Raw genomic sequence first — 25,920 nt, forward strand, 5'->3', positions numbered from 1 at the left:
CCGGTATAGCAACATAATCAGCGGACAGAATTTATTACATCATTATTTATTACAAATAAGTTTTGCAGCAATGCAGGCTTAACACACTATCAAAATTTATGGACACTTATTATACTATCGAAGAAAAGTATTTGCAGGCCGTGGATAAAATTTCATATGGGAAAACCCCAAAGGCACTCAAACTACTAAACGAGATCATCAGCAACGACCCTTTATACGCGCGTGCACACCATCAGCTGGGCATGATATATTATTACGAAATTAAAGATTACCAAACAGCAGGCTATCACTTTAAAACCTGTATGGAACTGGAACCAAAGTTTCCGGATAATTATGTTCATTACCTTGATCTGTTGGTTTTTCTGAACATGGAAAAATCTGTAGATGCGATATCTGTAAAGGCATTAACTACCCAGGGCATAGATACCGCCGGTATTTACGATCTGCTGGGCTTGTTTTACGAAAAGAACAAAAACTGGGCAGCCGCATTGGTAAACTATCAAAAAGCCTTTATGGAAGTAACCGACAATAAAGACAAAGCAGATATTGAATTAAGCCTTAAACGCGTACGTTCAAAAATGAAACAAACGCAGGCCTATACTTATCATATTACAGAGTAAGTGCTGAAGGCTTAAAGCGGAAAGCCTAAGGCTGAAAGCCCGGAGAAAAGCCCCAAAAGCACATCATTAAAGGGATTGTTTCTTGTAGGTCCGCTCTGTATAGCTTAGAGATTGCTTCGTACCTCGCAATGACGAGATTTGCTAAAAACACAAAAAGCAGCGCAAGCCGCTTTTTGTGTTTTTAGCCTTTAGCCTTTAGCCTTTAGCCTTTAGCCTTTAGCCTTTCTCCTTTCTCCTTTAGCCTTTAGCCTTTTCTCCTTTAGCCTTATTGTAATAATGGATTAAACCATTGCTTTTTTGTACCGTCATAATGGTATAAAAATTAGCAAACATGAAAAAGTTAGTCATATTATCAGCAATAGCAATGAGCGGTTTATTATATAATAAGGCCAACGCTCAAATATCTATAAACCTTGGTTTTCATATACCTGTACATCGTGTTTATGTACCTGCACCCCGCCCCGTAGTGGTTGAGCAGGCACCCGTTTATGACGATGAAAATGTACAGGCAGATTATACCGATAATGGCGATGATTATTACTATTTGCCTGAAGTAGAAGCTTATTATAGCTTATCTGGCAATTGTTACTACTATAATGATGGCAGCAGGTGGGTTACCTGCGCATACTTGCCCGGCGCTTATCGTAACTATGATTGGCGTACCGCTGTAAGGTATGAAGTACGCGGTTCCCGTCCGTATTTACGCAATGACGTATACCGCTCAAGATGGGGTGGTTATGCAGGCGATCGTGGTAACTGGGGACACCGTTTCGACAGAAGATATGATGGAGGATATGCTTATCGCGGCCGTCAGGACAATCGTTTCGATAACCGTGGATGGGACAGGGGAAACCGCAATAACGACCGTGGCAACTGGGGACAAAGACCAGCAGCAAGAAATCAGGGTAACTGGGGCGGAAGACCGAACAATGGCAACCAAAACCACGGTAACTGGGGCGGCGGACAGCCAAACCATGATAACGGCGGCGGTCGTGACCATAACAATGGCAACGGAAATGGCAACTGGGGCGGCGGCGATCACGGAAACCATGGCAACAACGGTGGCAGTCAACCAAGTAACAACCGTGGCGGCGGTCAGGATCGCGGCAGCCGCGGAAACGAGCACTTTGCAGCAAACCGAGGCTTTGGCGCACGCCACTAAGGGTTAGTGGCTGGTAATTATGTAATACTATTCAAATCCCTATATATAAATGAAAAGGTCGCCCGTAACGGGCGATCTTTTTTTGTTACGGCTTATTGCCGTTTCAACACCGCTTTTATGTTATGATTTATATATTTGGATAAATGAAGAAACTATCAATAGTTGATATTGCCAACAGTCTTAATATATCCAAAACAACCGTATCATTTATATTAAATGGCCGGGCGCGCGAAAAACGGATCAGCGATGAAATGATTGAGCGCGTTTTAAAATACGTTAACGAAGTAGGGTACAAGCCTAATACCCTTGCCAAAAGTTTGCGCACAGGTAAATCGCACACCATAGGGTTACTTGTTCAGGATATCTCCAACCATTTTTTTGCAGCCATTGCCCGCCAAATAGAGGACAGGGCCTACAAAAACGGCTATAAGATCATTTACAGCAGTACAGATAATGATACCCGTAAAACCAAGGAGCTGATAGCACTTTTCCGCGACCAGCATGTTGACGGCTACATCATTGTTCCGCCGCTGGGTATTGAGGCCGATATTGAGGATCTGATAGCAGATGGTTTCCCCGTGGTACTTTTCGACAGGTATTTGCCAGGTGTTGAAACCGATCATGTACTGGTTGATAACCTGTTCAGCACCTATAATGCCACCCGTTTGTTAATTGACAAGGGGTATGAACATATCGCTTTCATCAGCTACGAGTCTACCCAAACGCAAATGGAGCACCGTAAGCAAGGTTATCGGAAGGCTATTGAAGAAAGTAAGCTGAAACCCAATATTCTTGAGGTTGATTTTTACAAGGAAGAGAAGTTGATTATCGAAGAAATAAGATCTTTTATACTCAATAATAAAAACATCGATGCCGTATTATTTGGTAATAATTACCTGGGTACCTGCGGCCTTAAAGTATTCAGAAGCAGTGGTATAAAAATTCCGGATGATATTGCCCTTATCTCCTTTGATGATCTGGAGGTTTTTGAACTGTATACGCCAGAGATCACTGCCATTGCACAGCCAGTAGAAGCCATTGCCGAAGAGGTTATCACCATATTGCTCAACAGGCTTAATAACGTACCTAAAGATGATTCAAAACAGCAGGTTACCTTAGCTACCGAATTAAAGATCAGGAAATCGACCCGGTAACTACGAATGTAGGTTACCGGGTTTTAGTAAACAGCCTTAGTATTATCCAATTCGCCTTTTAAAACCGTCCATACATTTTCTGCAACAATTTTAGCACCTTTTTCGGTAGGATGAATCCCGTCGGGCTGGTTAAGATCGGGGTGACCGCCTACGCCTTGTAAAAGGAAAGGTACCAGTGCCATTTTATTTTTAGTGGCTATTGCCGGGAATACCGCTTTAAACTTGTTTACATAATCGGGCCCCATGTTTGGCGGTACCTGCATACCCAGCAATACCAGTTTGGCATTGGGGTATTTAGCTTTCACCTTATCAACTATTGATTGCAGGTTTTTGGTGGTTTCGGTAGGCGAGATACCGCGCAAGCCATCGTTTGCGCCCAGTTCCAGTATAAAAACATCTATCTTTTGCTTCAGGATCCAATCTATGCGGCTGTTGCCGCCGGCGGTGGTTTCGCCGCTTACACCGGCGTTTACTACCTTATAGGGTAGTTTCAATGAATCTAACCTTTTGGCAATTACGCCTGGAAATGCCTCCGACGGATCATCCAGCCCGTAGCCTGCCGTAAGACTGTCGCCAAAAAATAAAATGGTTTTTACGGTCGACGATGCATCGGACTTTGTGGTGGTATCTGTTTTGGCTGATGTATCGGCAGCAGGTTTGTTTTTTTGGCCGCAGGCCGATAATGCAAAGGCAGCGAAAAGCGCGATATATGATAATTTGAATTTTTGCATGTTGTTAAGCGTTTGATCTTAAAATTTCCAGCGGTGGTTTATTTAAAACGCCCCTGCTATTTAACAAGCCTATAATAACTGTTAGTATGGTGATGATGAAAAATAAAACCATCGCCGGTAAAAAACTAACGGAGTATGGTATCTCAAAACTGTATTTAGCTAAAAGCCAGCTGCCTGCAACCGCAATCAAAATTCCGGTAAGGGCCGATAAGCTGCCAAGAAATAAATATTCTAAAGCCGTAATTGCAAATATTTGCTTGCGGCTGGCACCTAAGGTACGCAGCAATACACTTTCCTGGATGCGCTGATATTTGCTGATGCGTACCGACGCTATGAGTACCACAATGCCGGTGATAATACTAAAAGCGCTCATAAAACGGATAACGTAGCTTATTTTGCTCAATAGTTCATCTAAGATACTTAAAACTAAACCAAGGTCGATAATAGACACATTGGGGAAGCGCTTAACGATGGCCTGCTGAAACGCAACCGATACTTTGTTTGATGATACATGCGTAAGTAATACCTGAAACTGCGGCGCATCTTCCAGTACCCCGGTTGGAAACACCACCTGAAAATTGGTTTGCACCTTGCCCCAGTTTACCTTGCGGATGCTGGCCACATAGGCAGGCATCGGCACGCCCTGCACGTTAAACACCAACTTATCACCAATTTTAAGATTGGCGCGGCGGGCCAGGTTTTCTTCAACAGATACCGGGACATCTTTGCCCGCTTCGGCTTTGCCTATCCATTTACCGTCGGTAAGTTTTTCTGAGACTGAAAGCGTATCGCGGAAAGTTACCCTATACTCGTAAGCAAATACGCCGTGCGGGATTTTTATGGTGGTGTCTTTGGTTAAATCGGCAGCGGTTTTACCGTTTATCTGCTCTAACCGAACTGTTACAATAGGCACTTGCTGTAATACCGGCAAGCCTTGTTTGCGCGTAACATCGGCAACAGCATCCTTCTGACTTTTTTGGATATCAAACAGTATCATATTGCTTTGATTGCCGCTGCTTGATAAGTTCACCTGACCAATAAGTATGCTTTGGATAAAGAACAGCGTACAGATAAACATGGTGCTTAAACCAATAGATACCATGAGGATAAGCGTTTGGTTATTTGGCCTGTACAGGTTGGCAAATCCTTGTCGCCACAAATAGCTCCAGCCACTGTTGATGATAAGCTTCATGGCACGCATAAGCAATGTGGCAATGCCGGCCAGTATCATAAAGGCTATCAGGATGCCCAGCGTAAAAAACAAACTACCTACCCAGCTATCTAATTGTAAAAAGGTAAAGCCTACGATGAATAATATGATGAGCGCGTAAACCAGCCAGCGTAAAGGATCACGCGGGCGACCGGCATCGTCAAATGACATGCGCAGGGTATTTAATGGCGAGATATTACGCACCGAGATCAATGGGAGTAAAGCAAACAAAATGGATATAATTACCCCTAATAAAATGCCCTGCCCAATAGCCATCCACGAAATTTGAACGGAGATGGTGAACGGAATAAAATCTTTAAAAATTATCGGCAATAAATGCTGAATAGCTGTACCCAGCGCTGCCCCAACTACCGAACCGATAAGCCCGATACCGACGATCTGGATAAGGTAAATAAGAAATGCTTCCGAAGCCTTTACGCCTAAACAGCGCATAATAGCTATGGATGCAATTTTTTCGCGCACATAAATATGAATAGCGCTGGCCACGCCCACGCAACCCAACAACAAGGCAACAAAGCCCACCAACGATAAAAACCGACCCAGATCGCCAAACGCGCGACCGGTGTTTTCTTTGCGGGTTTTTATGGTATCGTAGTTCATGCCTGCCTTATCCAGTATTGGGTCAAGCTTTTTGGTGAGCTTGTCCATGTCAACGGGATGGTCGTACTTGTAATAAAAAGTATAGTTAACCCGGCTGCCTATTTTCATGAGCCCGGTTTGCTCCAGGTATTTCATGGGGATATAAATAACAGGCGCTATACCCGCCATTGCACCACTTTGGCCGGGGGCCTTGTTTAGCGTACCCACCACCTCAAAAAATTCATTCCCAACCCGTACCGAATCGCCAATGTGCACGTTGAATTGCAGCATCAGCGTTTTATCAACCAGCGCGGTTTGCCCGTTTTTGAAAGATGTACCGGCCTCAATTGGCGTAGTTTCGATAGTACCGTAGTACGGATAGTCGCCTTGCAGCGCTCTAATTTGTACCAGCCTTGTGCCATTGGTTTTTGGAAAAAAGGCCATCGAAGCAAAACTGCGTTCGGTTGATCTTTTGTCGCCCAGGGAATCCAGTATTTTTTTCAGGGGAGCATCGGCCGGTTTATTGCCAGATACCAGCAAGTCGGCACCAATGAGGGTAGCAGCCTGGCTATCCACATCGTTTTGTACATTGTACCTGAACGAATATATAGCCACCAGTGCCGCAATACCAAACACAATGGCCGATATGAACAGGAACAAGCGCGACCGGTTTTTCCGGCTATCGCGCCAGGCCATATTAAACAGCCAGCCAACGTTTATTTTGCGTTTATAATTAACGGGATCCATAGCTTAACCGTTAATTGTTTTTTCGTCGGATATAAGCTTGCCGCCCTTTATCCGGATAATGCGCTGCGTTTTTGCGGCCAGTTCCAGGTCGTGCGTTACAACAACCAGCGTGGTGCCTGCTTCTTTATTGAGGTCGAAGATCAGTTTTACCACCTTTTCGCTGGTTTCAGCATCCAGGTTACCGGTGGGTTCATCGGCAAAAAGGATCTTTGGTGCATTTGAAAAAGCCCGCGCCAGTGAAACCCGCTGCTGCTCGCCGCCAGATAGCTGGGAAGGATAGTGGTGACCGCGATCGGCAAGACCTACTTTATCCAGGAGGTCTAAAGCGCGTGCCTTTATATTCCTTTCGTTGCGAAGCTCCAGCGGAACCATTACGTTTTCCAATGCGGTTAACGTGGGTAGCAACTGAAAATTCTGAAATATGAAACCTACGTGCTGGTTGCGTACCTGTGCGCGCTGGTCTTCTGTTAAATTACTCAGGTTGATGCCATTGAGCTCAACAGAACCCGAACTTGAACGGTCGAGCCCGGCGCACAGGCCAAGCAGGGTTGTTTTACCGCTGCCCGATGGGCCAACAATGGCATTGGTTGAGCCGGTTGCAATGGCGAAGTTTATATTATCAAGCACGGTGAGCATACGCCCGGCGCTTTGATAGGTTTTACTGAGATTTAAAATATTAAGGATAGTTTCCAAAGGGATAATTTTTATTGATATAGATGCACCCGTGCTTGGTTTGTTACCGGCCCGGTTTGCATAAATATCCAAGTATTATGCCACTTACAGCGGAAACCAGTTATAATATGAAATTTAATGACATAGGAAATACAATTTACCCGCACTCCCCATTCCCCAAAATCCTGTCAATCAAAATAATCCTTAAATCGTGTAAAATGTTTTCCCGACTCAATCGTCAGTATAATTAAGGTTTATTTAATATGGCATTGCATTCATAATGTTAATTTTACACATAAACCTATAATAAACGCGGCGGTGTTGCTAAATTGCGCATCGGCCTTAAACCATATTTTTGATATTAATGCAAAACGATAAACCTACTAAACCAGCCAGTAAGCCCCCCGGTATTTTTAGTTTGCTAAAGCCTTATATGGGGTTGGTGAGCCTGCTTTTACTGTTTGCGCTGTTAAGCAACGGCATTAACCTTTGGTTGCCCCAGATTATCCGTGGTGGCATTGATGATTACACACAAAAGCATTTTGTATTTAGCACCATCGTTAAGAAATTCTCAATAGCGGCATTGCTTATCTTCGTTTTCGCATACCTTCAGGCTATCATCCAAACTTATGCCTCGGAGCGTGTAGCACGGGATTTAAGGCAGCGACTGTCTGACAAGATCTCGCGCCAGAGTTACGCCTTTATTGAGCAGGCCAATCCCTCAAAGTTGCTCACCAATCTTACTGCCGACGTTGATTCCATTAAGCTTTTTGTATCGCAGGCGCTGGTGTCTATTGTATCATCGTTGTTTATTATCATAGGCTGTAGTGTGCTGCTGCTTACCATTAACTGGAAACTGGGGCTGGCAGTAATTGCCATTATCCCCATCATTGGCGGTACGTTTGCTTATGTGTTAAAAAACGTGCGCGCACTATTTATGAAAAGCCGTGGCGTTATAGATCAGCTGAATAAGGTAATTAACGAAAGCATCCTGGGCGCTGCGCTTATCCGGGTAATTAACTCGCAGCAGTTGGAGTATGATAAATTTCTGAGAGCCAACACCGAAGCCAGGGACTACGGTCTGCGCATCCTGGGCTTTTTTGCCGGGCTTATACCTATTGTAACCTTTACGGCTAATATTGCCGCCTTAACCATTTTGGTAATGGGCGGGCATTTTGTAATTACAGGTACCATGAGCCTGGGTAGCTTCGCAGCGTTCAATAGCTATTTGTCGCTGCTGATATTCCCTATTTTTATACTGGGCTTTATGAGTAACCTTATAGCGCAGGCTACGGCCTCGTTTACACGTATCAGGGTAGTTTTGGATGCGCCGGATATCACCGCTGTCGGTAATTTAAAGGAAACCTTGCTGGGCAATGTAACGCTTAATGATGTAACCGTTTCTTACGGACAAAAATCGGCACTGAAAAATATATCACTTGATGTATCGGCGGGTTCAAAAATAGCTGTGATAGGGCCCACGGGTGCGGGTAAATCGCAACTGCTTTATCTGCTTACCGGGTTGATCAACGCTACATCGGGCGAGGTTTTGTTTGATGGAAAGAGTATTAACGCTTATGACAGCGAATCGTTCCATAGCCAGGTAGGTTTTGTTTTTCAGGACAGCATTATCTTTAATATGAGCATTCGCGAAAATATTGCCTTTAGCGATACCGTAACCGATGAATCATTACAAAAAGCAATTGATACCGCCGAACTGCGCGAATTTATTGACGGTTTACCAGAGCATTTAAGCACGATAGTATCAGAAAGAGGATCGAGTTTATCGGGTGGGCAAAAGCAGCGTATTATGCTGGCCAGGGCGTTGGCCCTAAACCCTAAAGTTTTGTTGCTGGATGATTTTACCGCCCGGGTTGATAACAATACCGAAAAGAAGATCCTCACCAATATTCAAAAAAACTACCCGGGTTTAACCCTGATATCGGTTACGCAAAAAATAGCCTCGGTTGAGCATTACGACCAGATCATCCTGCTTACCCAGGGCGAGATTGTGGCACGCGGGGTACATGATGAACTGATGCACACCAGTACCGATTATGTACAAATTTTTAACTCGCAGCAAAGTACCAGCAATTACGAAACCGGCGCAGCCCACTAAATAAACGGCATGCCTAAAAATATTACCCATAAAATGAATTACGACTTAAACCAGCTTGGTAAAACCCAGGAAAAAACGAGCACCCTCGCAGGGCTCAAAAAGCTGGTACAACTTATAGCCCACGAAAAACGCACGCTGCTGTTAGCCGTATTGGCTATTCTTGTTAACTCTACCCTAAACTTATTGGGGCCGTTTATTGTTGGGCATACCATTGATAAATACGTTGTACACAAGGATTTTACTGGCGTACTCCATAATGCCATACTATTGCTTTGTATGTTTTTGGCGGCATTGTTCACCAGTTATATGCAAACTACTTTAATGGGCGGCGTTGGGCAAAGGATGCTGTTTGCGCTGCGTAACTCCATCTTCAATAAATTACAGCAGTTACCTGTCGATTTTTTTAATAAGAACAAGGCAGGCGACCTGATATCGCGTGTGAATAACGATACTGATAAGCTCAACCAATTCTTTTCGCAATCGCTGATGCAGTTTATTGGCAACATTGCTACCATGGTTGGCGCGGGTATATTTTTACTGCTCATTAATATTGAATTAGGTGCGGCCGCCTTGTCGCCTGCAATTGTGATCTTGCTGCTTACGCTGGCGCTATCGCCCTGGATAAAAAAGAAAAATGCGCTCAACTTAAAAAGCGTGGGGGGCATGAGTGCCGAAATTCAGGAAAGCCTCAATAATTTTAAAGTGATCATTGCTTTTAACCGCCGCGATTATTTCCGTAAACGTTTCGAGATTGCCAACGCTCAAAATTATAAAACCGCCATCGGTGCGGGTTTGGCCAACAACGTTTTTGTGCCGGTTTACGGGCTGTTTGCCAGTGTGGCGCAGCTTATCGTGTTGGCGTTTGGTATTTATTTAATTGGCACGGGGCAATTCTCTATTGGTTTACTGGTGAGTTATTTGTCGTACGCAACGCTGTTTTACAATCCTTTAAGGCAATTGGCTGCTTTATGGACAAACTTTCAGCTCGCCATGGCCGGGTGGGACAGGATCTCGCAGATCTTATCGCTGGAAACCAACCTGCCGCAAATTGTCGCTGGGGTAGCCGAACCATCTGCAGCACTTTTAGAGTTCAGGGATGTACACTTTAGTTATGATGAATCGCGCGAGATCTTGCATAATATAAGCTTTAAGCTGGAGCAGGGTAAAACCTATGCGCTTGTTGGTCCAACAGGTGGCGGTAAAACTACCACGGCATCGTTAATTGCAAGGCTTTATGATCCATCCGAAGGTTTGGTGTTGCTGAATGGCAAGGATATTCGCAGTTATGATCCTGTTGAGCGCAGCCAAAAGATCGGTTTTATTTTGCAGGAACCATTTTTGTTTACCGGTACGGTTAAGGATAATATCCTGTATGGTAACGAATTGTATAAGGATTACACCAACCAACAGGTAGAGCAGGTTATTAAGGATGCCAATTTAGGCACGCTGCTGGCCATTTTTGAAAACGGATTGGATACGCCTGTACTTTCTGGCGGGGATAGTATCAGTCTTGGTCAAAAACAGCTTATTGCCTTTATGCGGGCTGTTTTGCGTAACCCTGAATTGTTGATCCTTGATGAGGCTACGGCCAATATTGATACCATTACCGAGCAATTGCTGAGCGATATTTTAAACAAGCTGCCCAAGACCACTACACGGGTTATTATAGCCCACCGCCTGAATACAATTGAGAACGCCGATGAAATATTTTTTGTTAACTCGGGCGAAGTTATCCGCGCGGGTTCATTAAATGATGCCATGGAAATGCTGCTGCAAGGTAAAAGGACGAGTTAAAAAGCACAAAATTTCGTTTGGATTGAAGAAAGCAACAAATCACGAACAGATTTAATGCGTTTTATGCAATATAATGTGTGGTTTTAGTAAATTCTTGTAAAATCGACACTAAATAATTGCGTAATTATTTTTACACTTGTAAATAAACTCTAAACTTAATTATGCAGAAGTATAGCGGCCAGAAGCGCATGTTAGTGGCAACCGATTGTATCATATTCGGTTTCGATGGCTGGAACATAAAATTATTACTGGTACAACGTGGTCTTGAACCCGAAAAACATAAATGGAGCCTTATGGGGGGCTTTATTCAACCGTCCGAATCGCCGGATGATGCCGCCAACCGCGTACTTGAATTGCGTACAGGTTTAAAAAATGTGTACATGGAGCAGTTTCAGGTGTTTGGCCAACCAGGCCGCGACCCTGTTGAACGTACTTTGTCAATCGCCTACTTCGCACTTATAGATATTCATCAATACGAAAAACAGTTAAGTGAAGAATACCACCCCGAATGGTTCCTGCTTGATGAAATGCCCGATTTGATATTTGACCACGTAGAAATGGTGAGGCTGGCAAAAAGGCAATTGCGCTATAAAGCTGCGCTGCACCCTATATTATTCCAGTTATTGCCAGAAAAATTTACTATACCGCAATTGCAGGCACTTTACGAAGGCGTTTATCAAACCAAATTTGATGACCGTAACTTTAGCCGTAAACTGCTTTCGACAGGTTTGCTGGTAAAACAGCCCGAAAAGGACAAACTATCTTCAAAAAAAGGTGCGTTTTATTATAAGCTGGATCAATCGCACTACGAAGAAAACTTTGAGTCGTTCCTGAACCTGGTTCCTAACCCAGAGAAGTTTTTTTAGTAGAATAGTACCGGATTTATCAGACGAGGTTTTTGGGCAACTGCACGGTTATTTTAGTGCCTTTGCCTAATTCCGAAACTACTTCGATGCTGCCGTGGTGTTTTTCAATAATGCCAAACACAATGGAAAGGCCTAAGCCAGTGCCTTCGCCTACATCTTTAGTAGTGAAAAAAGGCTCAAACATGCGTTGTTTGGTTTCATCGGTCATGCCGGTACCCGTGTCGGTTATCTCTATGTAAATATATTCCGGCTCATCTTTGGTAACTATTAAAATAGATTCGTTTTCATGCGTTTGCTTTGCTTTTATGGCATAAACGCTGTTGCTGATGAGGTTAATGAGCATCTGGTTAATTTTACCCGGATAGCAATTTAACGGTTCAATGGTATCCAACAATGGAGTAATTTGTATGTAATAGGGGATGGTACTGCGTAAAATAAGCAAGTTGGCATAAATAGCCTTATCAATATCCAATGTTTTTAAAACCAGGTCATCGGTGCTGCTAAAGGTGCGCAGGCTTTTTACAATTTCGGCAGTGCGCCTGGCACCCTCTTCAATGCCGTTCAACAGCGTAGTAATCTCGTCTTTAATAAAAATAGGGTCTACCTTTTCCTTGTAATCGTTCAGTACCTCCAAAAAACGGGGATGACCGGGATTACTCAGCGCGGCATCATAGCTGTCCAGCAGTAAAAAAAGTTCATCAAAATCAAGTCGTAATGGATTTACGTTGGAGCTTACAAAGTTTATAGGGTTGTTTATCTCATGGGCCACACCTGCAGTAAGCTGCCCCAGCGATGCCATTTTTTCGGTATCGATAAGTTTCTTTTGCGTGTTTTTGAGATCCTCAATAGTTACCGATAGGTTTTTATTGGTAACTATAAGTTCGTTGGTACGCTCCTTAACCTTGTTTTCAAGCAATATATTTTGCTCGGTGGTTAGCCGTTCATTTTCTTTGGCAACGGTTATGGCAAAGTTTTGCAGCTGGATTTTTTGTCCGCGGTAAAAATTTATTTTGTCGGCCAGCGCTGCAGAGAAAAGGACAAGCTCTGCAACTGAGCTGTAAGGAATAATATTGGCTGTAAAATCATTATAAATTATAAGTCCCTTATTACGTGCAACAGAAATGAGTATGCTCACCAAAAAAAGCCCCCAGCCCAACATGAAAAACTTGGCCGGCTTAAAGCCCTTTACATACAAATAAACACCAATAATAAGCAGGCTAACAGCAGTTAAGGATATTGTAATGGTAATAAGGTTGTAAGCGGCTACAACAAACCCAAATAAGATTGCCAAAAGCAGTAACGTGTACAAACCATACAGGCACAGGTAATATTTATACCAATGTTTCAGGCGTTTTTTCAAGTGTAAAAACTCGCCCACAAAAAGTAATAATGAAAAGCCAAAGCATACCCTTATAATAGGAATAACATAATTGTTTAAAATTGCCTTATTGGTAAATAGTATGCCACCGTAGCCACGCAACAGGGATTGGGAAAGCCCAAGGAACAAAATATAAAACACATAATACAAATAGCTGCGGTCGCCAACTATGGAAAATAGCATTAAATTATAAAGGCCCATCACCAATAATATACCCGCAATGGCACCCATAATAATGTTTTCTATGGTGCGGTTTTCTAAAAAAGCCGATACGCTATAAATACGCAGCGGAATTATTGTTGAGGCATTGCTTTTAACACGCAGGTATATGGTATTTACAGTGCCCGGTAAAATAGGGTACTGTATGGAGGTTATTTTCTGTAGCAAAAAATTTGATTGCAGCTGATCTATAGAAATATGCGTTATCTTTTTATCGGTTTTATCAATATAGTAAAGATCCAGGGCGTCAATAACGCTGGCGGTTACACTAATAGGGATAATACTTTCGTCGGTATTGTTTTTTAATACAACTTTTAACCATATTGTTGATTTGGAAAACTTTAACGTAGGCAGCAAAGTTTTGCTTGTATAAAAATCATTGCTGTTTAAAACTTGTTGTATGGTAAGGGTGCCGTCATGATCATTAAGTTCATTAAAATAGCGGGACGTTAACAGTTGCGATTGATTTGTATTAACAATAAGTGTATCTGTATTGCCGGCAAAAGCAGTTGCGTATTGCAATATCAGGTAAGCTATTATTAATATTTTTTTCATATATATGTATCGCTGTTGCGCAAGGCACTAATTATAATAAAAATGCGCAGAAAACTAAACTTTATATAAATTTACTTTTATAACCTGTTATAAATAACCTGAAATTTACCTGTATCATTTGCTATGGATGTTGGAGTGTTGTACGTTGACGACGAGATAAATAACCTGAATAGTTTTAAGGCCGCCTTTAGGCGCAACTTTAATATCTATACAGCGCAATCTGCCGAAGAGGGTAGTAAGATACTGGCATCAAATGAAATTGGTGTTATTATTACGGATCAGCGAATGCCGGTAACCACCGGCATCGAGTTCCTGGAGTCAATTTTGCATATATACCCGGATACCATCCGGATATTGCTTACCGGTTTTTCAGACATTAACGCCGTTATTGACGCCATAAACCGGGGGCAGGTTTACAAATACCTGGTAAAGCCCTGGCAAAACGACGAGCTTAAAATTTATATCCAAAACGCCATTGAAATTTACCTGCTGCGCAAGGAGAATAAGGAACTTACCTACAAGCTGCAAATAGCCACCCTGGAACTGGAGCATTTAACCAAAACCAACCGTTAAGTTTGCCCTTTTAGTGTTAACGTGTAAGGCTTTGTGTATTTTTAAAAAGTAATTTTATATTAGCACTTACAAATTACGAGCCATTAACACATTATAGCGGGTGAGATTTCTACGGGCGATAGTTTCGGTCTTAATTTTGTTGCTCGGTAGTCTTTGTGCCCGGTCGCAAGGGGTTTCAAACCTGGGGACTGAATTTTGGGCAAACTACATGGATCATATTGATGGTGCCATTGGTAGAGGGAGCCAGATGGCGTTATACATTACGGGCGATGCAAATACTACCGTAGCAGTAACGGTGGCCGATGGCAGCTTTTCACAAACCTATCCTGTTGTTGCCGGGAATATTTTAACTGTAAACATTCCGTCCAGCGCTTTTCTTGGTGATATTCAAGGGCAGTTTTTGAAGGGGATACATATAGTTTCGCAAAAGCCCATTGCTGTTTACGCGCATATCTATGCGTCCAGTGTATCGGGGGCAACACTTTTATTGCCGGTTAACACGCTGGGTAAAAGCTATACCTCTATAAATTTCATCCAAAAATCAAACTCATTAAATGATAACCAGGAGAGGAAACCCTCATATTCTGTTTTTACAGTTATTGGTACTGAGGATAATACAACGGTTGAAATAACCCCCGCAAGTAATTTAAAAGGCGGGCAGCAGGCAAATATACCTTTCAATATTGTTTTGAAGCAGGGTGAGGTTTTTCAAGGCCTGGCGTTGAATGATTTAACGGGTACACGAATAAGAACAATTAGTACCGATGCCGGCTCCTGTAAAAAGGTGGCTGTTTTTTCGGGCAGCTCAAAAATAGCTATCGGCTGTAATACAACTTATTACACATCAGATAATCTTTTCCAGCAGGTTTACCCAACATCGTCATGGGGCAAAAATTATGTAACAGCACCGCTAAAAGGGCGCAATTACGATGTTTTCAGGATCATATTAAGTGATCCTAATACCTCTGTAACGTTAAACGGTGCTGTATTGGCGCCGGGTCAGTTTACTAATGGTGTTTACTATGATTTTAATTCAAATGCAACCAATTTCATATCGGCCGATAAGCCCATCCAGGTAGCTCAGTATGCAGTATCCCAATCCCAATCACTTAGTTGTAGCAGTGTTTTTGCCGGCGACATAGGTGATCCTGAAATGATCTACCTTAATCCAACCGAGCAAACCATTGATCATGTAACGTTAAATTCAACATCCAATTTTTTAATAAGGTTTAATTATATAAACGTCGTTATAAAAACCAGCGCTGTACCCACCTTTCAGCTTGATGGGGCGCCTTATACAAGCTTTACCGTGGTGCCGCAAAATACAACTTATTCGTACGCACAAATTAGTGTTAGCGCCGGGGTGCACCACATAAGCGCTGCCGAAGGTTTTAATGCTATAGCTTATGGTTTTGGTAATAACGAATCATACGGTTATGCAGCGGGTACCAACCTTAAAAATCTGAACGAATTTATTACACTAAAAGATCCGCTTAGTCCCACGCCGCAAACTAATGGCTGCTCGGGTGTTGCCTATAAATTACAGCTTACCTTGCCTTTCCAAACAACCAATATTAAGTGGGACTTTAAAAACGGAACCGTTGTTAATGACCCTAACCCGGTTGTTAAATTCACTACTAACCCAACGGGTACCAAAGTATTGTATGTTTATGAGTATCCCGGTAATTTACCACCCTATACCCCCGGCGATCATAGCGTTGTAGCCACCGTTTTAAACCCCGTGGCAGATGATTGCGGCTCAAATGAAGATGTGGAGTTTGATTTTAACGTGGCTGATTATCCGGTAGCCAAAGCCACTTTTACCAATGCTTGCCTGGGGCAGCCGGTAACGTTTACAGATGTGTCTGAAACTTTTGGCAACAACATAAAAACCTGGTTATGGGATTTTGGCGACGGACAAACATCGGTATTGCAAAGTCCAACCCATACCTATACTTATGCTAACGATTTTAAGGTACATTTAACAGTTACCAACCAAAACGGCTGCGGCGATGTATCTGATATTATACCCGTGCATATAAGCGCCATACCTGTTGCCGATTTTGATTTTTCGACGCCCGAGTGTAAGGCTGCTGATATAACTTTTACTGATAAATCCATTCCTGCAAATGACCCAATTACTAAATGGACCTGGGACTTTGGCGATGGCTCGCCGGTTGTTGAAAAGGTTGATAATCTTCCGTTTACACACAACTACCCGGCAACAGGAACTTTCACCGTTAAACTAACTGTATCAAATGCTAATAGCTGCACCAGCGATGTAAAGCAAAAAGACATCATTATACATGAATTACCTGTTGTTGACTTTACCATGCCCGATGCCTGTACTGCCGACTTTGCCATGTTTACCGATAAAAGCACTATTGCCGATAATACTGAAGCCGATTTTACTTACCTATGGAACTTTGGCGACGTAAACTCCAATGCCGGCAACCCCAATACATCTACAGATAAAAACCCTAAACACAGGTTTATAGATGCGCAATTGAATTATACGGTAACGCTGACCGTAAAATCTAAATATGGCTGCGAGGTTACCTCATCACAAAGCTTCCGGGTAAATGGAGATAATCCCAAAGCCGATATTGAGGTGCTGAACCCCAATGACCTTTGCAGTAACCGCGAAGTGTTTTTCGAAAACAGATCGACCGTAAACTTTGGTAACGTTACCCGTATAGAGGTAATTTATGACATAACCGATCCATCAACCAAGGTTGTGTATGATCATCCTGCATTTGGGCAGCAGCTGCGCCATGTTTATCCTCAGTTTACAAATGCTACCCAAAATTACCAGGTGCAAATAGCAGCTTTTTCTGGCGATATATGCGGCGATGTTAAGCAGCCAATTACCATCACCTTAAAAGGAACACCAATAGTGACTTTTGCGGCGGTTCCAGGTATCTGCCCCGAAAAAGAGCCAATCCAGCTTACATCCCTGCCGCCCGAAGGGCCTACAGGAGCAGGGGTGTTTTCTGGTGCCGGTGTAAGTGCTGGCGGGGTGTTTACTCCGGCGGCGGCAGGTGCGGGTACTTTTAATATTCAATATATCTACACCAGTCAAAATGCCTGTGCCGATACGGTGCTGATTCCCATTACAGTTTATCCATCGCCAACGGTAACTGCCGGGAATGATGTGCTGATCCTCGAGGGTTCACATATAACTTTAAAACCAACAGTGAGCGGGCACAATTTAACGTATAAATGGGTGCCTTCAACAGGCTTAGATCATGACGATGTGCTTAACCCCGTAGCTACACCTACAGAAACTACCCCTTACAAACTCATTGTAACATCTGCCGAAGGCTGCTCGGCAAGTGCAGATGTAACCGTAAATGTTTTAAAAAATCTGCAGATCCCCAACACATTTACGCCTAACGGCGATGGAAGGAACGATGTTTGGGAAATTAAATACCTGGCAACTTATCCTGGCAATACGGTTGATATATTTAACAGGTACGGACAAAAACTATTTTCGTCTATAGGATACAATGTGCCCTGGGATGGTACCTATAAAGGGAGCGCTGTTCCGCCGGGTACTTACTATTATATTATCGATCCTAAAAACGGGCGTAAAGTAATTTCGGGCAATGTTACTATCATCAGGTAAAAACTTAATAACCTATTCAAATAATACAATCGATGCATACAACAGATACAGAGAAAAGCTATATTCGTCAATTGGTTATAACATACCGTGGAATGGAACGTATAAAGACATTAACGTTCCGGCTGGGCATCTATTTATATGATTAACCAAGGAAACGGACTGAAGCTTATTTCGGGTAGTGTAACTATCATCATATAAACAATGAAGCGAATTTTATACTTTATTATTGTTTTTACCGCAGTTTGTTTGCAAAGCACTTATGCACAGCAACGCCCGCAGTACACACAATATATTTTTAATAACTACATTTTAAATCCGGCGGTAACGGGTATTGAAAATTATACCGACGTTAAAGCAGGATACCGCAGCCAATGGACAGGCCTTGACGGCGCTCCCGTTACCGGTTATTTAACCATAAATGCGCCCATAGGTAAGGATTTTGTACAGGGCGATGCTACCGCATTTCCGGCGGGTGGGGGAGTTTACCCATCAAGCAGGTTATACACCCAGCAGTATCAGGCTGCCGAACCGCATCATGGTATTGGCTTAACCCTGGTATCTGACAAAACCGGACCTATTTCACAAACTAATATTGATGCTACTTACGCTTATCACCTGGGTTTAACATCAACGTTAAACTTGTCGGTTGGCGTATCGGCGGGGGTAAGCCATAATGTGCTCAACCTATCCCAAATAACCACTGCCGATCCTAACGACCCTATATTTTATAACATCAACAACAACCAATGGAAACCCGATCTGGGGGTAGGCATCTGGGCATATTCATCTAATTATTTCTTTGGTGTATCGGCCCAGCAAATACTGCCGCAAAATATGTACATAACCAGCAGTAGCAGTGCATTGCAAAATAAAACAGTGCCTCATTTCTTTGTAACAGGCGGTTTTAAGGTGTTTTTGTCTGACGATGTTACGCTGATACCATCGGCATTGCTAAAGTTCATACAGCCCGTGCCAACCACGTTTGATGTTAACGCCAAACTTGCATTCCAGGATAAATTTTGGGTAGGCGGGTCATACCGTCGTAATGATTCATTTGCAGCGCTTGTGGGCTTTAATGTAAGTTCATTTGTAAACGTTGGCTACTCCTATGATTTTACCACATCAGCCCTCAACACGGTAAGCAACGGCTCGCACGAAATTGTGATTGGCATACTGCTTAATAACCGCTATAAAGTAAGCAGTCCGCAACACGGATTTTAGATGTGCAAATTTCAGATGTGCAGATATGCAAATTAGACTAATTAAAAAGCCCTGTTTTATTTAAAACAGGGCTTTTTAATTTAGAAATCTATCATCTGCACATCTGAAATTTGCACATCTGTAATTGTCCTACAATTCCCTTCTTAGTCTTGCAACCGGGATGTTCATTTGTTCGCGGTACTTGGCTACGGTGCGGCGGGCTATGTTGTAGCCGGCATCTTTGAGTATATCGGTAAGTTTTTCATCGGCCAGTGGGTGGCGTTTGTCTTCTTTACCTATGTGTTCTTCCAGTATTTTCTTCACCTCTTTGTTTGATACTTCTTCACCGCTTTCGGTTTGGATAGCCTCCGAGAAGAATGATTTTAACAGGAAGGTGCCAAATTCGGTTTGTACATATTTGGAGTTGGCCACGCGTGATACGGTACTGATATCCATGTTTATCCGGTCGGCAATATCCTTCAGAATCATGGGTTTCAGATTTTTATCGTCGCCGGTAAGGAAAAACTCATATTGGTACTGCATTATGGCGTTCATGGTTTTCAGCAGCGTTTGCTGGCGCTGTTTTATAGCATCAATAAACCACTTGGCCGAATCAAGCTTTTGCTTTACAAACTGTACCGCTTCTTTAAGCTTTTTATCCTTCTGGGCGGCCTTGTCATAATGCTGAAACATTTCCTGGTATGACCTGCTTACCTTTAACTCAGGGGCATTCTTGGAGTTAAGGGTAAGTATCAGCGTACCATCGTTATTGCTGATATGAAAATCCGGGATCACCTGCATTTGCTTGGTGTTGATCTCGTTGCTATCGCCCGGTTTGGGATTTAGCTTCAGGATTTCGTTAATTACCCCGCGTAGCTCATCCGAACCCATGTTTAATGATTTTTCCAGCTTATCGTAATGTTTGCGGGTAAACTCATCAAGGTATTGTTCAACAACCACAATGGCCTTTTTTATAATAGGATCGTTCGGGTCTTTTTTGCGCAGTTGTATCAGCAGGCATTCCTGCAAACTACGGGCGCCAACACCGGCTGGATCAAAACCCTGTATCACCTTCAGCATATCCTCCACTTCATCGTCTTCGGCCATTACGTTTTGTGAAAAGGCCAAATCGTCTGTAAGGGACATAATAGGTCGGCGCAGGTAACCGTCATCATCTAAACTGCCGATGATCTGTTTCCCTATTCTGAAATCTTTATCGTTAAGCGGTAATAAATCAAGCTGTAACTGCAGGCTCTCAAAAAATGAACTTTGAACCGCAATAGGAATTTCCTTGCGTTCGTCTTCATCGTCGCCGTTTTGGTCATAGCGCGATCCGTAATCGTTCACGTTATCATCCTGCAGGTAATCGTCTATATTAAACTCGTCCATTTCGCCCTTTTCCTCATCGCCTTTATAGGTATCCTCGTCGGGGTCGCGGTCGGGGTATTGTTCTTCGGGTTCGTTTAAGTTAGTGAGGCTTAAATCTTCAAGTGCGGGGTTTTCTTCCAGCTCCTCTTTAATACGTGTATCAAGCGAAACGGTAGGCACCTGCAGCAATTTTATAAATTGTATTTGCTGCGGCGAAAGCTTTTGTAAAAGTTTTTGTTGAAGATTCTGTTTAAGCATAATTAAGACGTGTTCAAAAATACATCAATTACCATTAACTTTAAAATAACTTATGGCAAAAGGAACAATGATGATAAATACCAAATGAAAATTTTTGTTTGGAAACCTTAAAAATTTATTTGTTACTTTATATTAACTAAAAACAATCTTATGGCTATAGTAAAGGAATTTAAGGAATTTGCAATGCGCGGCAATGTTGTCGATCTTGCAGTGGGTGTTATTATTGGTGCCGCTTTTGGTAAAATTGTTACCTCGTTGGTTGCTGATATTATTATGCCCCCAATTGGTATGGTAACCGGTGGTATTGATTTTAAAGACCTTAAGTATGTGCTAAAGCCGGCCGTAGGTAAGGTGCCCGAAACATCTATTAACTATGGTTTGTTTATCAATAATGTTATCGATTTTTTAATTGTGGCTTTTTGTATATTCCTGATTGTAAAAGGAATAAATACGCTTAAGAAGAAAGAAGAAGAGGCACCAGCGGCAGAACCTGTTCCAACCAAGGAAGAAGTTTTACTTACTGAGATCAGGGATCTGTTAGCGAAAAAAGCATAGTTTTTCTTTAGAACAAAGATTTTTGGAGCAAAGATAAAGGATGATTTTATTAGTCCGGAATCTTTGCTCTTTCCATTTTGCTCTTTTCTCTTCTATCCTTATTCTTTTCTCCAGAAGTCCTTATTCTTTGCTCCTAAAGTCCTTTCTCCAAAGTCTTTATTCCTTCCTCAACTTCGGATCGGTTAAAATAATATAATCGGCCAAGGCTTTAAACTTGCTCCAATCGGGGTTGTCGTAGCTTTCATCGGCATAGGCCTCTACGGTAAGCACCCTGGCTTTGGGTGCGTACTTTTTTAATTGCGCCACGGCACCCAGTTTTTCTTCGCTGTGGAAACCGCCGTTTAGCTGTAGTATTTTATAGCCCGCGTGGCTGTTATAAAACTGTGCAATGCTCCAGCCCATAGTTGCATCCCACAAATTTTGCGATTGGTAGATCTGCATGCCGGCCATTGCTTCGTGGCCACCCATTATCTTTACAAACTTATCGTAATAAGCGCCGGTGGCCGTATCAATAGGTAAGGGGGCAAGGTAGCTTTTGGCCTGCTCACTAAGTTGTTGTAAGCTACCCAGGCCACCGCGGGTAACCATATTGGTATAGCGCGAAGGTGCATTGGCCGCTATCACGGGCAAGCCACTGGTTTTGGCCCATTCAACCATCGGTCGATAATCTTTATAATTGGGCCAGGTACGAGCATCGCTTACGAGGTTTTTTTCGCGGGTGAGGCCGGCCAGGTATTCGTTAAGCACAAGTTGGCAATCGGTAGTAAACATTTCCATGGAAAGCGCCGTTTGCTGCGGATATTTTTGGGATAGGGCTTTAAATAGCGCATATTCCAACGTATGACCGGTAGAGTCGTTATGTTCTTCGCCCCAAAACAATACATCGGCTTTGCCCATATCGTTTACAATGTTGTTTAGGGTAACCAGCTTTTGAGTTGCGGTGTTATATATTTTATAGTGGTTTGCTGCGGTATCCTGGCACAAGGCCACAAATGGCAGGCAAATAAAAAGCAATAACGCGGATAGTTTCATTTTACGGTTTTAAAACGCTTAATTTACAGCACAAAATAATGATTGCCAAATATCAAAAATAGTGTTTGATAAGTTTCAAAATATTACTACATTTGCGCTCTTGTTTTTAAAACGACGAATAGAATAAATAGCCATGAAAAGAACGTTTCAGCCTTCTCAAAGAAAAAGAAGAAATAAACACGGATTCCGTGAACGCATGTCAACTGCTAACGGCAGAAGAATTTTAGCAGCCAGAAGAGCTAAAGGCAGAAAAAGATTATCAGTTTCTGACGAGGGTCGTCATAAAGCATAAACTGGTTGCCTGGTCCTTTAATAGGGTCATGGACCGTTTATCTGCTTAAAACCCGGTTCAAATAGGCATCTATGTATACTTTTAAAAAAGAAGAACGGTTATGTAATAAAAGGCTTATTGATAAGCTTTTTCATAGCGGCTCTTCTTTTTTGTGTTATCCGTTTAAGGTTTCGTGGCTGTATAGTACGCAGCCGCAGTTATATCCTGCCCAGGTTTTGTTTTCGGTTCCCAAGAAACGCTATAAGCGTGCGGTTGATCGTAATTTAATAAAACGGTGCATGCGCGAGTCGTACAGGCTGCACAAACAACAAAGTTTATACAATTTGCTGCAAACTGCCGATAAAGCAATTTTGCTTTCGGTAGGATATATAGGTAAAGAAATTGCCCCGTATAGCCTTATCGAAAAAAAAATGCTGAAACTTTTGGCGCTGCTTACTGAGCAACTGGCCGCTGCCGCCAATGAAATTCCCAAGCCATGAACGCGGTTATAAGGATATTGAAGCAACTGATAGGCGGTATTTTTATATTGCTGATAAAAATATATCAGTACTTTATATCTCCTTTAACAGGTGCATCATGCCGGTACACACCAACTTGTTCGCAATACGGTGTGGAAGCTATCAGGAAACACGGTGCTTTTAAAGGCGGATGGTTAACCATAAAACGTATTGCCAGCTGTAACCCATGGGGTGGCCACGGGCATGATCCGGTACCATGATGCTGAGGTGTGGGGCTGTGATCTGAGGTCTGTAGTGTGTGCTCGGGAATTGTGCTGCGTAAAGTGTGAATCAGATTATTTTATAAATTAGCAAATTCGGAATTGAAGCCTGTGCATTTTAAACAGATCACAGACAACAGACCACCGATCACCGATCACCGAAAAAGATGAGCCTCATTTTACAAATAGAAACCGCCACAACTTCCTGTTCAGTAGCATTAGCTGCCGGCGGTAAAGTGCTGGATTTTAAGGAAGTGAATGAGCGCAACAAGCACGCCGAGGTTATCACTGTTTTTATTGAGCAAATTCTTACCGCGGCAAATTTAACCTATCAGGATCTGGATGCCATTGCCGTTAGCTGCGGACCGGGATCATACACCGGCTTACGTATTGGTATATCAACAGCAAAAGGACTTTGTTTTGCACTGGATAAACCCTTAATAGCTATTGAAACACTGGAAGCTATGGCCTACGGGGTTATAAACGATCATCAGCATTTGTTTGATAAGGACACCCTGCTTTGCCCCATGATTGATGCGCGGCGCATGGAAGTTTATTGCGCACTGTTCAGCGCCGATGGTACAAAGGTACGGGCAACCGCGGCCGATATCATTGATGAAAACAGTTTTGGCGAGTTTTTAAAGGATCACAAAATTCTGTTTTTTGGCGATGGCGCCGATAAATGCGAGGCTGTATTAGGCGCAAACCTCAACGCACTGTTTTTACCTGCCTACGTAAACTCTGCAACTCACCTTACCCAAAGGGCTTTACAAAAATTCAGTCAAAAAGAATTTGAAGACGTAGCCTATTTTGAGCCATACTACCTGAAAGATTTTATCGCCGGAGTCAAAAAGTAGGGGGCATTTATCATTACTGAACGTGAATTGCAGGTATCTAAACGCCTGTCGAGGTTTAGAATTTCAACCTTTGAATTTAGAATTTCAAAACTTAGGTTTTCCCTTCTTATCTATCCGTTTTAAACAGCCTGCCAAACAGCCTGCCGAAGAAGCCTTTCTCGCCCATTGGAATTACGCTGGCATTCATAGGATGCTCAACAACGTAACCAAACTTTAAGGTAAAACCCATATAAATATCTCCGCCTGTGTAATTGCTACGGTGATCAATCTGGGTTTGGTTACCGGCGCTTGCTAATGCCAGCCTGCCTGTATTCAACAGTCGTTCAGATCCTATATAAAATTCTGCGTTTGGCGATTTTATCATGAACTGTCCGCCAAGGTTAAAAAGCTTCATATCATCGTAAGTAGTAGTTAACCCTATCATAAGGTTGTTATGTTGAAAGTTATTAACTAACGCGCCGGTAAAGCCCGTGTAAAATAATTCCTTTGATGCTATAATGGTTGGCGAGTATTTATATTGGTTATCATCATCAATCCAATAGCTTTTTGTAGCGCTTAACTCGGCACGGGCATTGGTTTTTGTGGTAAACGATTGTGTAACCCGGTTGCTGTTAAGTATTTTATACGTACGGTTGTATATGGTGTCTTCGCGCGATGGCAGGTTAAGGTCTTTTAAAACCTCCGAACTGTTAAAATCGCTTATGGCCGATCGTTTACTCCAGTGTATAAACCCAAGGTCCTTAACGTTTGCCTGTAGGGTTATACGGTCATCCGTAATGTACGATGTGCCAAAAGATACGGATGCGCCAGGGCTGCGAAACGTTGGCAGGAAATCGCGCGCGGTTGATGGCCCCGGTATATAGCTGTCATAATAACGGCCCTGCAAAGCTAACACGGCAGTTTCAGTTGGTTTATCAAAAGTTATATGTGATTGCGTGATGTCAAACTTTTGATATTGTACACCTAACAGCAAACTTGCCTTAAAGCCTATCGCGAATTTTTTGTTGATACGCTCCCGGTATGAAAATCCAAATTGGTTATAGGCCTGGTATTGGTAATGATCGTTAAATATGTTGCTGTACTCGTCTTTAGGGAAAAGTGCGGGGTTGTTATCTAAAATCGCGATAGATTCGTCGCTCAATAAGCCCCGTACCTCGGCCCTGGTTTGTGCCGAAAAGCCTATTTCCACATCGCCATTAAGGCTGGTGAACATCTTAAACATAATGGCGTAAGCATTGGCATTGGCGTTAACATGATTGTAATTTCCCCGGCCAATCGTAAGATTTCCGCTGTTATAAGTTGCCGGTTTTTGAAAAAACCTCGATTTTAAACTCTGCTGTACATGCCCGGTTATATAGGAGTTAACGTTAAACGCGGGGAACAAAAAGTTGAACGCATATTCCCTGCTTGAATCTGGGATGAACGAACGCTGAGAGGGGTTTTCAAAAGAATCGTAAAGTGTACCCGTATTATACTGAGAAAACTGCTGCGCCGAAACCGATAAGGAAAAGAGGATAAAACAAAAAACAATTAAAATCTTATTCATATAATATCTTGCCGTGCCTTAGTTTTTTGTGAACCCCTAAAGATAAAATTCAAAACCGACTATCTG

At 42.7% G+C, this 25,920-nt stretch carries 21 protein-coding genes; 14 read left to right on the top strand and 7 right to left on the bottom strand.

Features of this window, described 5'->3' with window-relative positions; translation table 11 throughout:
• Positions 1 to 98: 98 nt before the first annotated feature.
• From BLS59_RS08310 to BLS59_RS08320, 3 genes are all read left to right on the top strand, one after another.
• Positions 99 to 620, top strand: a complete 522-nt coding sequence (locus BLS59_RS08310; protein ID WP_091147730.1) for a tetratricopeptide repeat protein — start codon at positions 99 to 101, stop codon at positions 618 to 620.
• Between the two features lie 331 nt (positions 621 to 951).
• Positions 952 to 1,782: a hypothetical protein gene (locus BLS59_RS08315; protein ID WP_091147733.1), complete on the top strand. Its 831-nt coding sequence runs from the start codon at positions 952 to 954 to the stop codon at positions 1,780 to 1,782.
• 143 nt (positions 1,783 to 1,925) lie between these two features.
• Positions 1,926 to 2,936 carry a LacI family DNA-binding transcriptional regulator gene (locus BLS59_RS08320; protein WP_091147736.1) on the top strand — a complete coding sequence of 337 codons (1,011 nt, stop codon included), beginning with the start codon at positions 1,926 to 1,928 and terminating at the stop codon, positions 2,934 to 2,936.
• A gap of 23 nt (positions 2,937 to 2,959) precedes the next feature.
• Here BLS59_RS08320 and BLS59_RS08325 read toward each other — a convergent pair whose 3' ends face one another.
• Genes BLS59_RS08325 through BLS59_RS08335 form a run of 3 tightly spaced genes read right to left on the bottom strand, consistent with a single transcriptional unit; the run spans position 2,960 to position 6,917 of the window.
• Positions 2,960 to 3,667 carry an arylesterase gene (locus BLS59_RS08325; protein ID WP_091147739.1) on the bottom strand — a complete coding sequence of 236 codons (708 nt, stop codon included), beginning with the start codon at positions 3,665 to 3,667 and terminating at the stop codon, positions 2,960 to 2,962.
• A gap of 4 nt (positions 3,668 to 3,671) precedes the next feature.
• Complete coding sequence (locus BLS59_RS08330) at positions 3,672 to 6,224, bottom strand: ABC transporter permease (RefSeq protein ID WP_091147742.1); 2,553 nt, start codon at positions 6,222 to 6,224, stop codon at positions 3,672 to 3,674.
• Between the two features lie 3 nt (positions 6,225 to 6,227).
• Positions 6,228 to 6,917 (bottom strand): ABC transporter ATP-binding protein, encoded by a 690-nt coding sequence (locus tag BLS59_RS08335; protein WP_091148745.1) that lies wholly within the window; start codon positions 6,915 to 6,917, stop codon positions 6,228 to 6,230.
• Between the two features lie 343 nt (positions 6,918 to 7,260).
• On the opposite strand from BLS59_RS08335, the gene BLS59_RS08340 reads away from it, so the two are divergent.
• The 3 genes from BLS59_RS08340 to BLS59_RS08350 all read left to right on the top strand — a co-directional run bounded on the left by BLS59_RS08340 (position 7,261) and on the right by BLS59_RS08350 (position 11,675).
• Entirely contained in the window at positions 7,261 to 9,015 is a 1,755-nt protein-coding gene (locus tag BLS59_RS08340; protein WP_091147744.1) for an ABC transporter ATP-binding protein, read from the top strand.
• A gap of 33 nt (positions 9,016 to 9,048) precedes the next feature.
• Positions 9,049 to 10,809 carry an ABC transporter ATP-binding protein gene (locus BLS59_RS08345; RefSeq protein ID WP_091148748.1) on the top strand — a complete coding sequence of 587 codons (1,761 nt, stop codon included), beginning with the start codon at positions 9,049 to 9,051 and terminating at the stop codon, positions 10,807 to 10,809.
• A 161-nt stretch (positions 10,810 to 10,970) separates the two neighbouring features.
• On the top strand, positions 10,971 to 11,675 hold the full coding sequence (locus BLS59_RS08350; RefSeq protein WP_091147746.1) for an NUDIX hydrolase: 705 nt from the start codon (positions 10,971 to 10,973) through the stop codon (positions 11,673 to 11,675).
• A 19-nt stretch (positions 11,676 to 11,694) separates the two neighbouring features.
• Here BLS59_RS08350 and BLS59_RS08355 read toward each other — a convergent pair whose 3' ends face one another.
• Positions 11,695 to 13,827, bottom strand: coding sequence for a sensor histidine kinase (locus BLS59_RS08355; RefSeq protein ID WP_091147748.1), 2,133 nt, complete (start codon positions 13,825 to 13,827; stop codon positions 11,695 to 11,697).
• A 123-nt stretch (positions 13,828 to 13,950) separates the two neighbouring features.
• Between BLS59_RS08355 and BLS59_RS08360 the strand changes: the two genes are divergently transcribed.
• The 3 genes from BLS59_RS08360 (at position 13,951) to BLS59_RS08370 (ending at position 19,249) form a co-directional block, all read left to right on the top strand.
• Entirely contained in the window at positions 13,951 to 14,400 is a 450-nt protein-coding gene (locus BLS59_RS08360; RefSeq protein WP_091147751.1) for a response regulator, read from the top strand.
• Between the two features lie 208 nt (positions 14,401 to 14,608).
• Positions 14,609 to 18,028, top strand: coding sequence for a gliding motility-associated C-terminal domain-containing protein (locus BLS59_RS08365; protein ID WP_091147753.1), 3,420 nt, complete (start codon positions 14,609 to 14,611; stop codon positions 18,026 to 18,028).
• 201 nt (positions 18,029 to 18,229) lie between these two features.
• Positions 18,230 to 19,249: a PorP/SprF family type IX secretion system membrane protein gene (locus BLS59_RS08370; protein ID WP_091147756.1), complete on the top strand. Its 1,020-nt coding sequence runs from the start codon at positions 18,230 to 18,232 to the stop codon at positions 19,247 to 19,249.
• A gap of 129 nt (positions 19,250 to 19,378) precedes the next feature.
• Here the strand turns inward: BLS59_RS08370 and rpoN are convergent, their stop codons facing one another.
• Positions 19,379 to 20,854 (bottom strand): RNA polymerase factor sigma-54, encoded by a 1,476-nt coding sequence (gene rpoN / locus BLS59_RS08375; RefSeq protein ID WP_091147758.1) that lies wholly within the window; start codon positions 20,852 to 20,854, stop codon positions 19,379 to 19,381.
• Positions 20,855 to 21,004: 150 nt separating this feature from the next.
• On the opposite strand from rpoN, the gene mscL reads away from it, so the two are divergent.
• On the top strand, positions 21,005 to 21,409 hold the full coding sequence (gene mscL / locus BLS59_RS08380; RefSeq protein ID WP_091147760.1) for a large-conductance mechanosensitive channel protein MscL: 405 nt from the start codon (positions 21,005 to 21,007) through the stop codon (positions 21,407 to 21,409).
• A gap of 156 nt (positions 21,410 to 21,565) precedes the next feature.
• On the opposite strand, the gene BLS59_RS08385 is transcribed toward mscL, so the two are convergent.
• Positions 21,566 to 22,441 carry a ChaN family lipoprotein gene (locus BLS59_RS08385; protein ID WP_091147763.1) on the bottom strand — a complete coding sequence of 292 codons (876 nt, stop codon included), beginning with the start codon at positions 22,439 to 22,441 and terminating at the stop codon, positions 21,566 to 21,568.
• Between the two features lie 133 nt (positions 22,442 to 22,574).
• Between BLS59_RS08385 and rpmH the strand changes: the two genes are divergently transcribed.
• The 4 genes from rpmH to tsaB all read left to right on the top strand — a co-directional run bounded on the left by rpmH (position 22,575) and on the right by tsaB (position 24,308).
• Entirely contained in the window at positions 22,575 to 22,733 is a 159-nt protein-coding gene (gene rpmH / locus BLS59_RS08390; RefSeq protein ID WP_076375290.1) for a 50S ribosomal protein L34, read from the top strand.
• 71 nt (positions 22,734 to 22,804) lie between these two features.
• Positions 22,805 to 23,212 carry a ribonuclease P protein component gene (locus BLS59_RS08395; RefSeq protein ID WP_091147766.1) on the top strand — a complete coding sequence of 136 codons (408 nt, stop codon included), beginning with the start codon at positions 22,805 to 22,807 and terminating at the stop codon, positions 23,210 to 23,212.
• On the top strand, positions 23,209 to 23,451 hold the full coding sequence (gene yidD, locus BLS59_RS08400) for a membrane protein insertion efficiency factor YidD (RefSeq protein ID WP_091147768.1): 243 nt from the start codon (positions 23,209 to 23,211) through the stop codon (positions 23,449 to 23,451). The genes BLS59_RS08395 and yidD overlap by 4 nt, the downstream gene beginning before the upstream one ends.
• 167 nt (positions 23,452 to 23,618) lie before the next feature.
• On the top strand, positions 23,619 to 24,308 hold the full coding sequence (gene tsaB / locus BLS59_RS08405; RefSeq protein WP_091147771.1) for a tRNA (adenosine(37)-N6)-threonylcarbamoyltransferase complex dimerization subunit type 1 TsaB: 690 nt from the start codon (positions 23,619 to 23,621) through the stop codon (positions 24,306 to 24,308).
• A 106-nt stretch (positions 24,309 to 24,414) separates the two neighbouring features.
• Here the strand turns inward: tsaB and BLS59_RS08410 are convergent, their stop codons facing one another.
• Positions 24,415 to 25,854: a DUF5723 family protein gene (locus BLS59_RS08410; RefSeq protein ID WP_091147773.1), complete on the bottom strand. Its 1,440-nt coding sequence runs from the start codon at positions 25,852 to 25,854 to the stop codon at positions 24,415 to 24,417.
• Between the last annotated feature and the right edge of the window lie 66 nt (positions 25,855 to 25,920).

The sequence above is a fragment of the Mucilaginibacter pineti genome (assembly GCF_900101875.1).
In the GTDB taxonomy this organism is placed as follows: domain Bacteria; phylum Bacteroidota; class Bacteroidia; order Sphingobacteriales; family Sphingobacteriaceae; genus Mucilaginibacter; species Mucilaginibacter pineti.

Excerpts from the sequence above, each read along its gene's own strand:
- BLS59_RS08310 (WP_091147730.1), top strand. The coding sequence starts at position 99 with ATGGACACTTATTATACTATCGAAGAAAAGTATTTGCAGGCCGTGGAT.
- BLS59_RS08315 (WP_091147733.1), top strand. The coding sequence starts at position 952 with ATGAAAAAGTTAGTCATATTATCAGCAATAGCAATGAGCGGTTTATTA.
- BLS59_RS08320 (WP_091147736.1), top strand. The coding sequence starts at position 1,926 with ATGAAGAAACTATCAATAGTTGATATTGCCAACAGTCTTAATATATCC.
- BLS59_RS08325 (WP_091147739.1), bottom strand. The coding sequence starts at position 3,667 with ATGCAAAAATTCAAATTATCATATATCGCGCTTTTCGCTGCCTTTGCA.
- BLS59_RS08330 (WP_091147742.1), bottom strand. The coding sequence starts at position 6,224 with ATGGATCCCGTTAATTATAAACGCAAAATAAACGTTGGCTGGCTGTTT.
- BLS59_RS08340 (WP_091147744.1), top strand. The coding sequence starts at position 7,261 with ATGCAAAACGATAAACCTACTAAACCAGCCAGTAAGCCCCCCGGTATT.
- BLS59_RS08345 (WP_091148748.1), top strand. The coding sequence starts at position 9,049 with ATGAATTACGACTTAAACCAGCTTGGTAAAACCCAGGAAAAAACGAGC.
- BLS59_RS08350 (WP_091147746.1), top strand. The coding sequence starts at position 10,971 with ATGCAGAAGTATAGCGGCCAGAAGCGCATGTTAGTGGCAACCGATTGT.
- BLS59_RS08355 (WP_091147748.1), bottom strand. The coding sequence starts at position 13,827 with ATGAAAAAAATATTAATAATAGCTTACCTGATATTGCAATACGCAACT.
- BLS59_RS08360 (WP_091147751.1), top strand. The coding sequence starts at position 13,951 with ATGGATGTTGGAGTGTTGTACGTTGACGACGAGATAAATAACCTGAAT.
- BLS59_RS08365 (WP_091147753.1), top strand. The coding sequence starts at position 14,609 with ATGGATCATATTGATGGTGCCATTGGTAGAGGGAGCCAGATGGCGTTA.
- BLS59_RS08370 (WP_091147756.1), top strand. The coding sequence starts at position 18,230 with ATGAAGCGAATTTTATACTTTATTATTGTTTTTACCGCAGTTTGTTTG.
- rpoN (WP_091147758.1), bottom strand. The coding sequence starts at position 20,854 with ATGCTTAAACAGAATCTTCAACAAAAACTTTTACAAAAGCTTTCGCCG.
- mscL (WP_091147760.1), top strand. The coding sequence starts at position 21,005 with ATGGCTATAGTAAAGGAATTTAAGGAATTTGCAATGCGCGGCAATGTT.
- BLS59_RS08385 (WP_091147763.1), bottom strand. The coding sequence starts at position 22,441 with ATGAAACTATCCGCGTTATTGCTTTTTATTTGCCTGCCATTTGTGGCC.
- rpmH (WP_076375290.1), top strand. The coding sequence starts at position 22,575 with ATGAAAAGAACGTTTCAGCCTTCTCAAAGAAAAAGAAGAAATAAACAC.
- BLS59_RS08395 (WP_091147766.1), top strand. The coding sequence starts at position 22,805 with ATGTATACTTTTAAAAAAGAAGAACGGTTATGTAATAAAAGGCTTATT.
- yidD (WP_091147768.1), top strand. The coding sequence starts at position 23,209 with ATGAACGCGGTTATAAGGATATTGAAGCAACTGATAGGCGGTATTTTT.
- tsaB (WP_091147771.1), top strand. The coding sequence starts at position 23,619 with ATGAGCCTCATTTTACAAATAGAAACCGCCACAACTTCCTGTTCAGTA.
- BLS59_RS08410 (WP_091147773.1), bottom strand. The coding sequence starts at position 25,854 with ATGAATAAGATTTTAATTGTTTTTTGTTTTATCCTCTTTTCCTTATCG.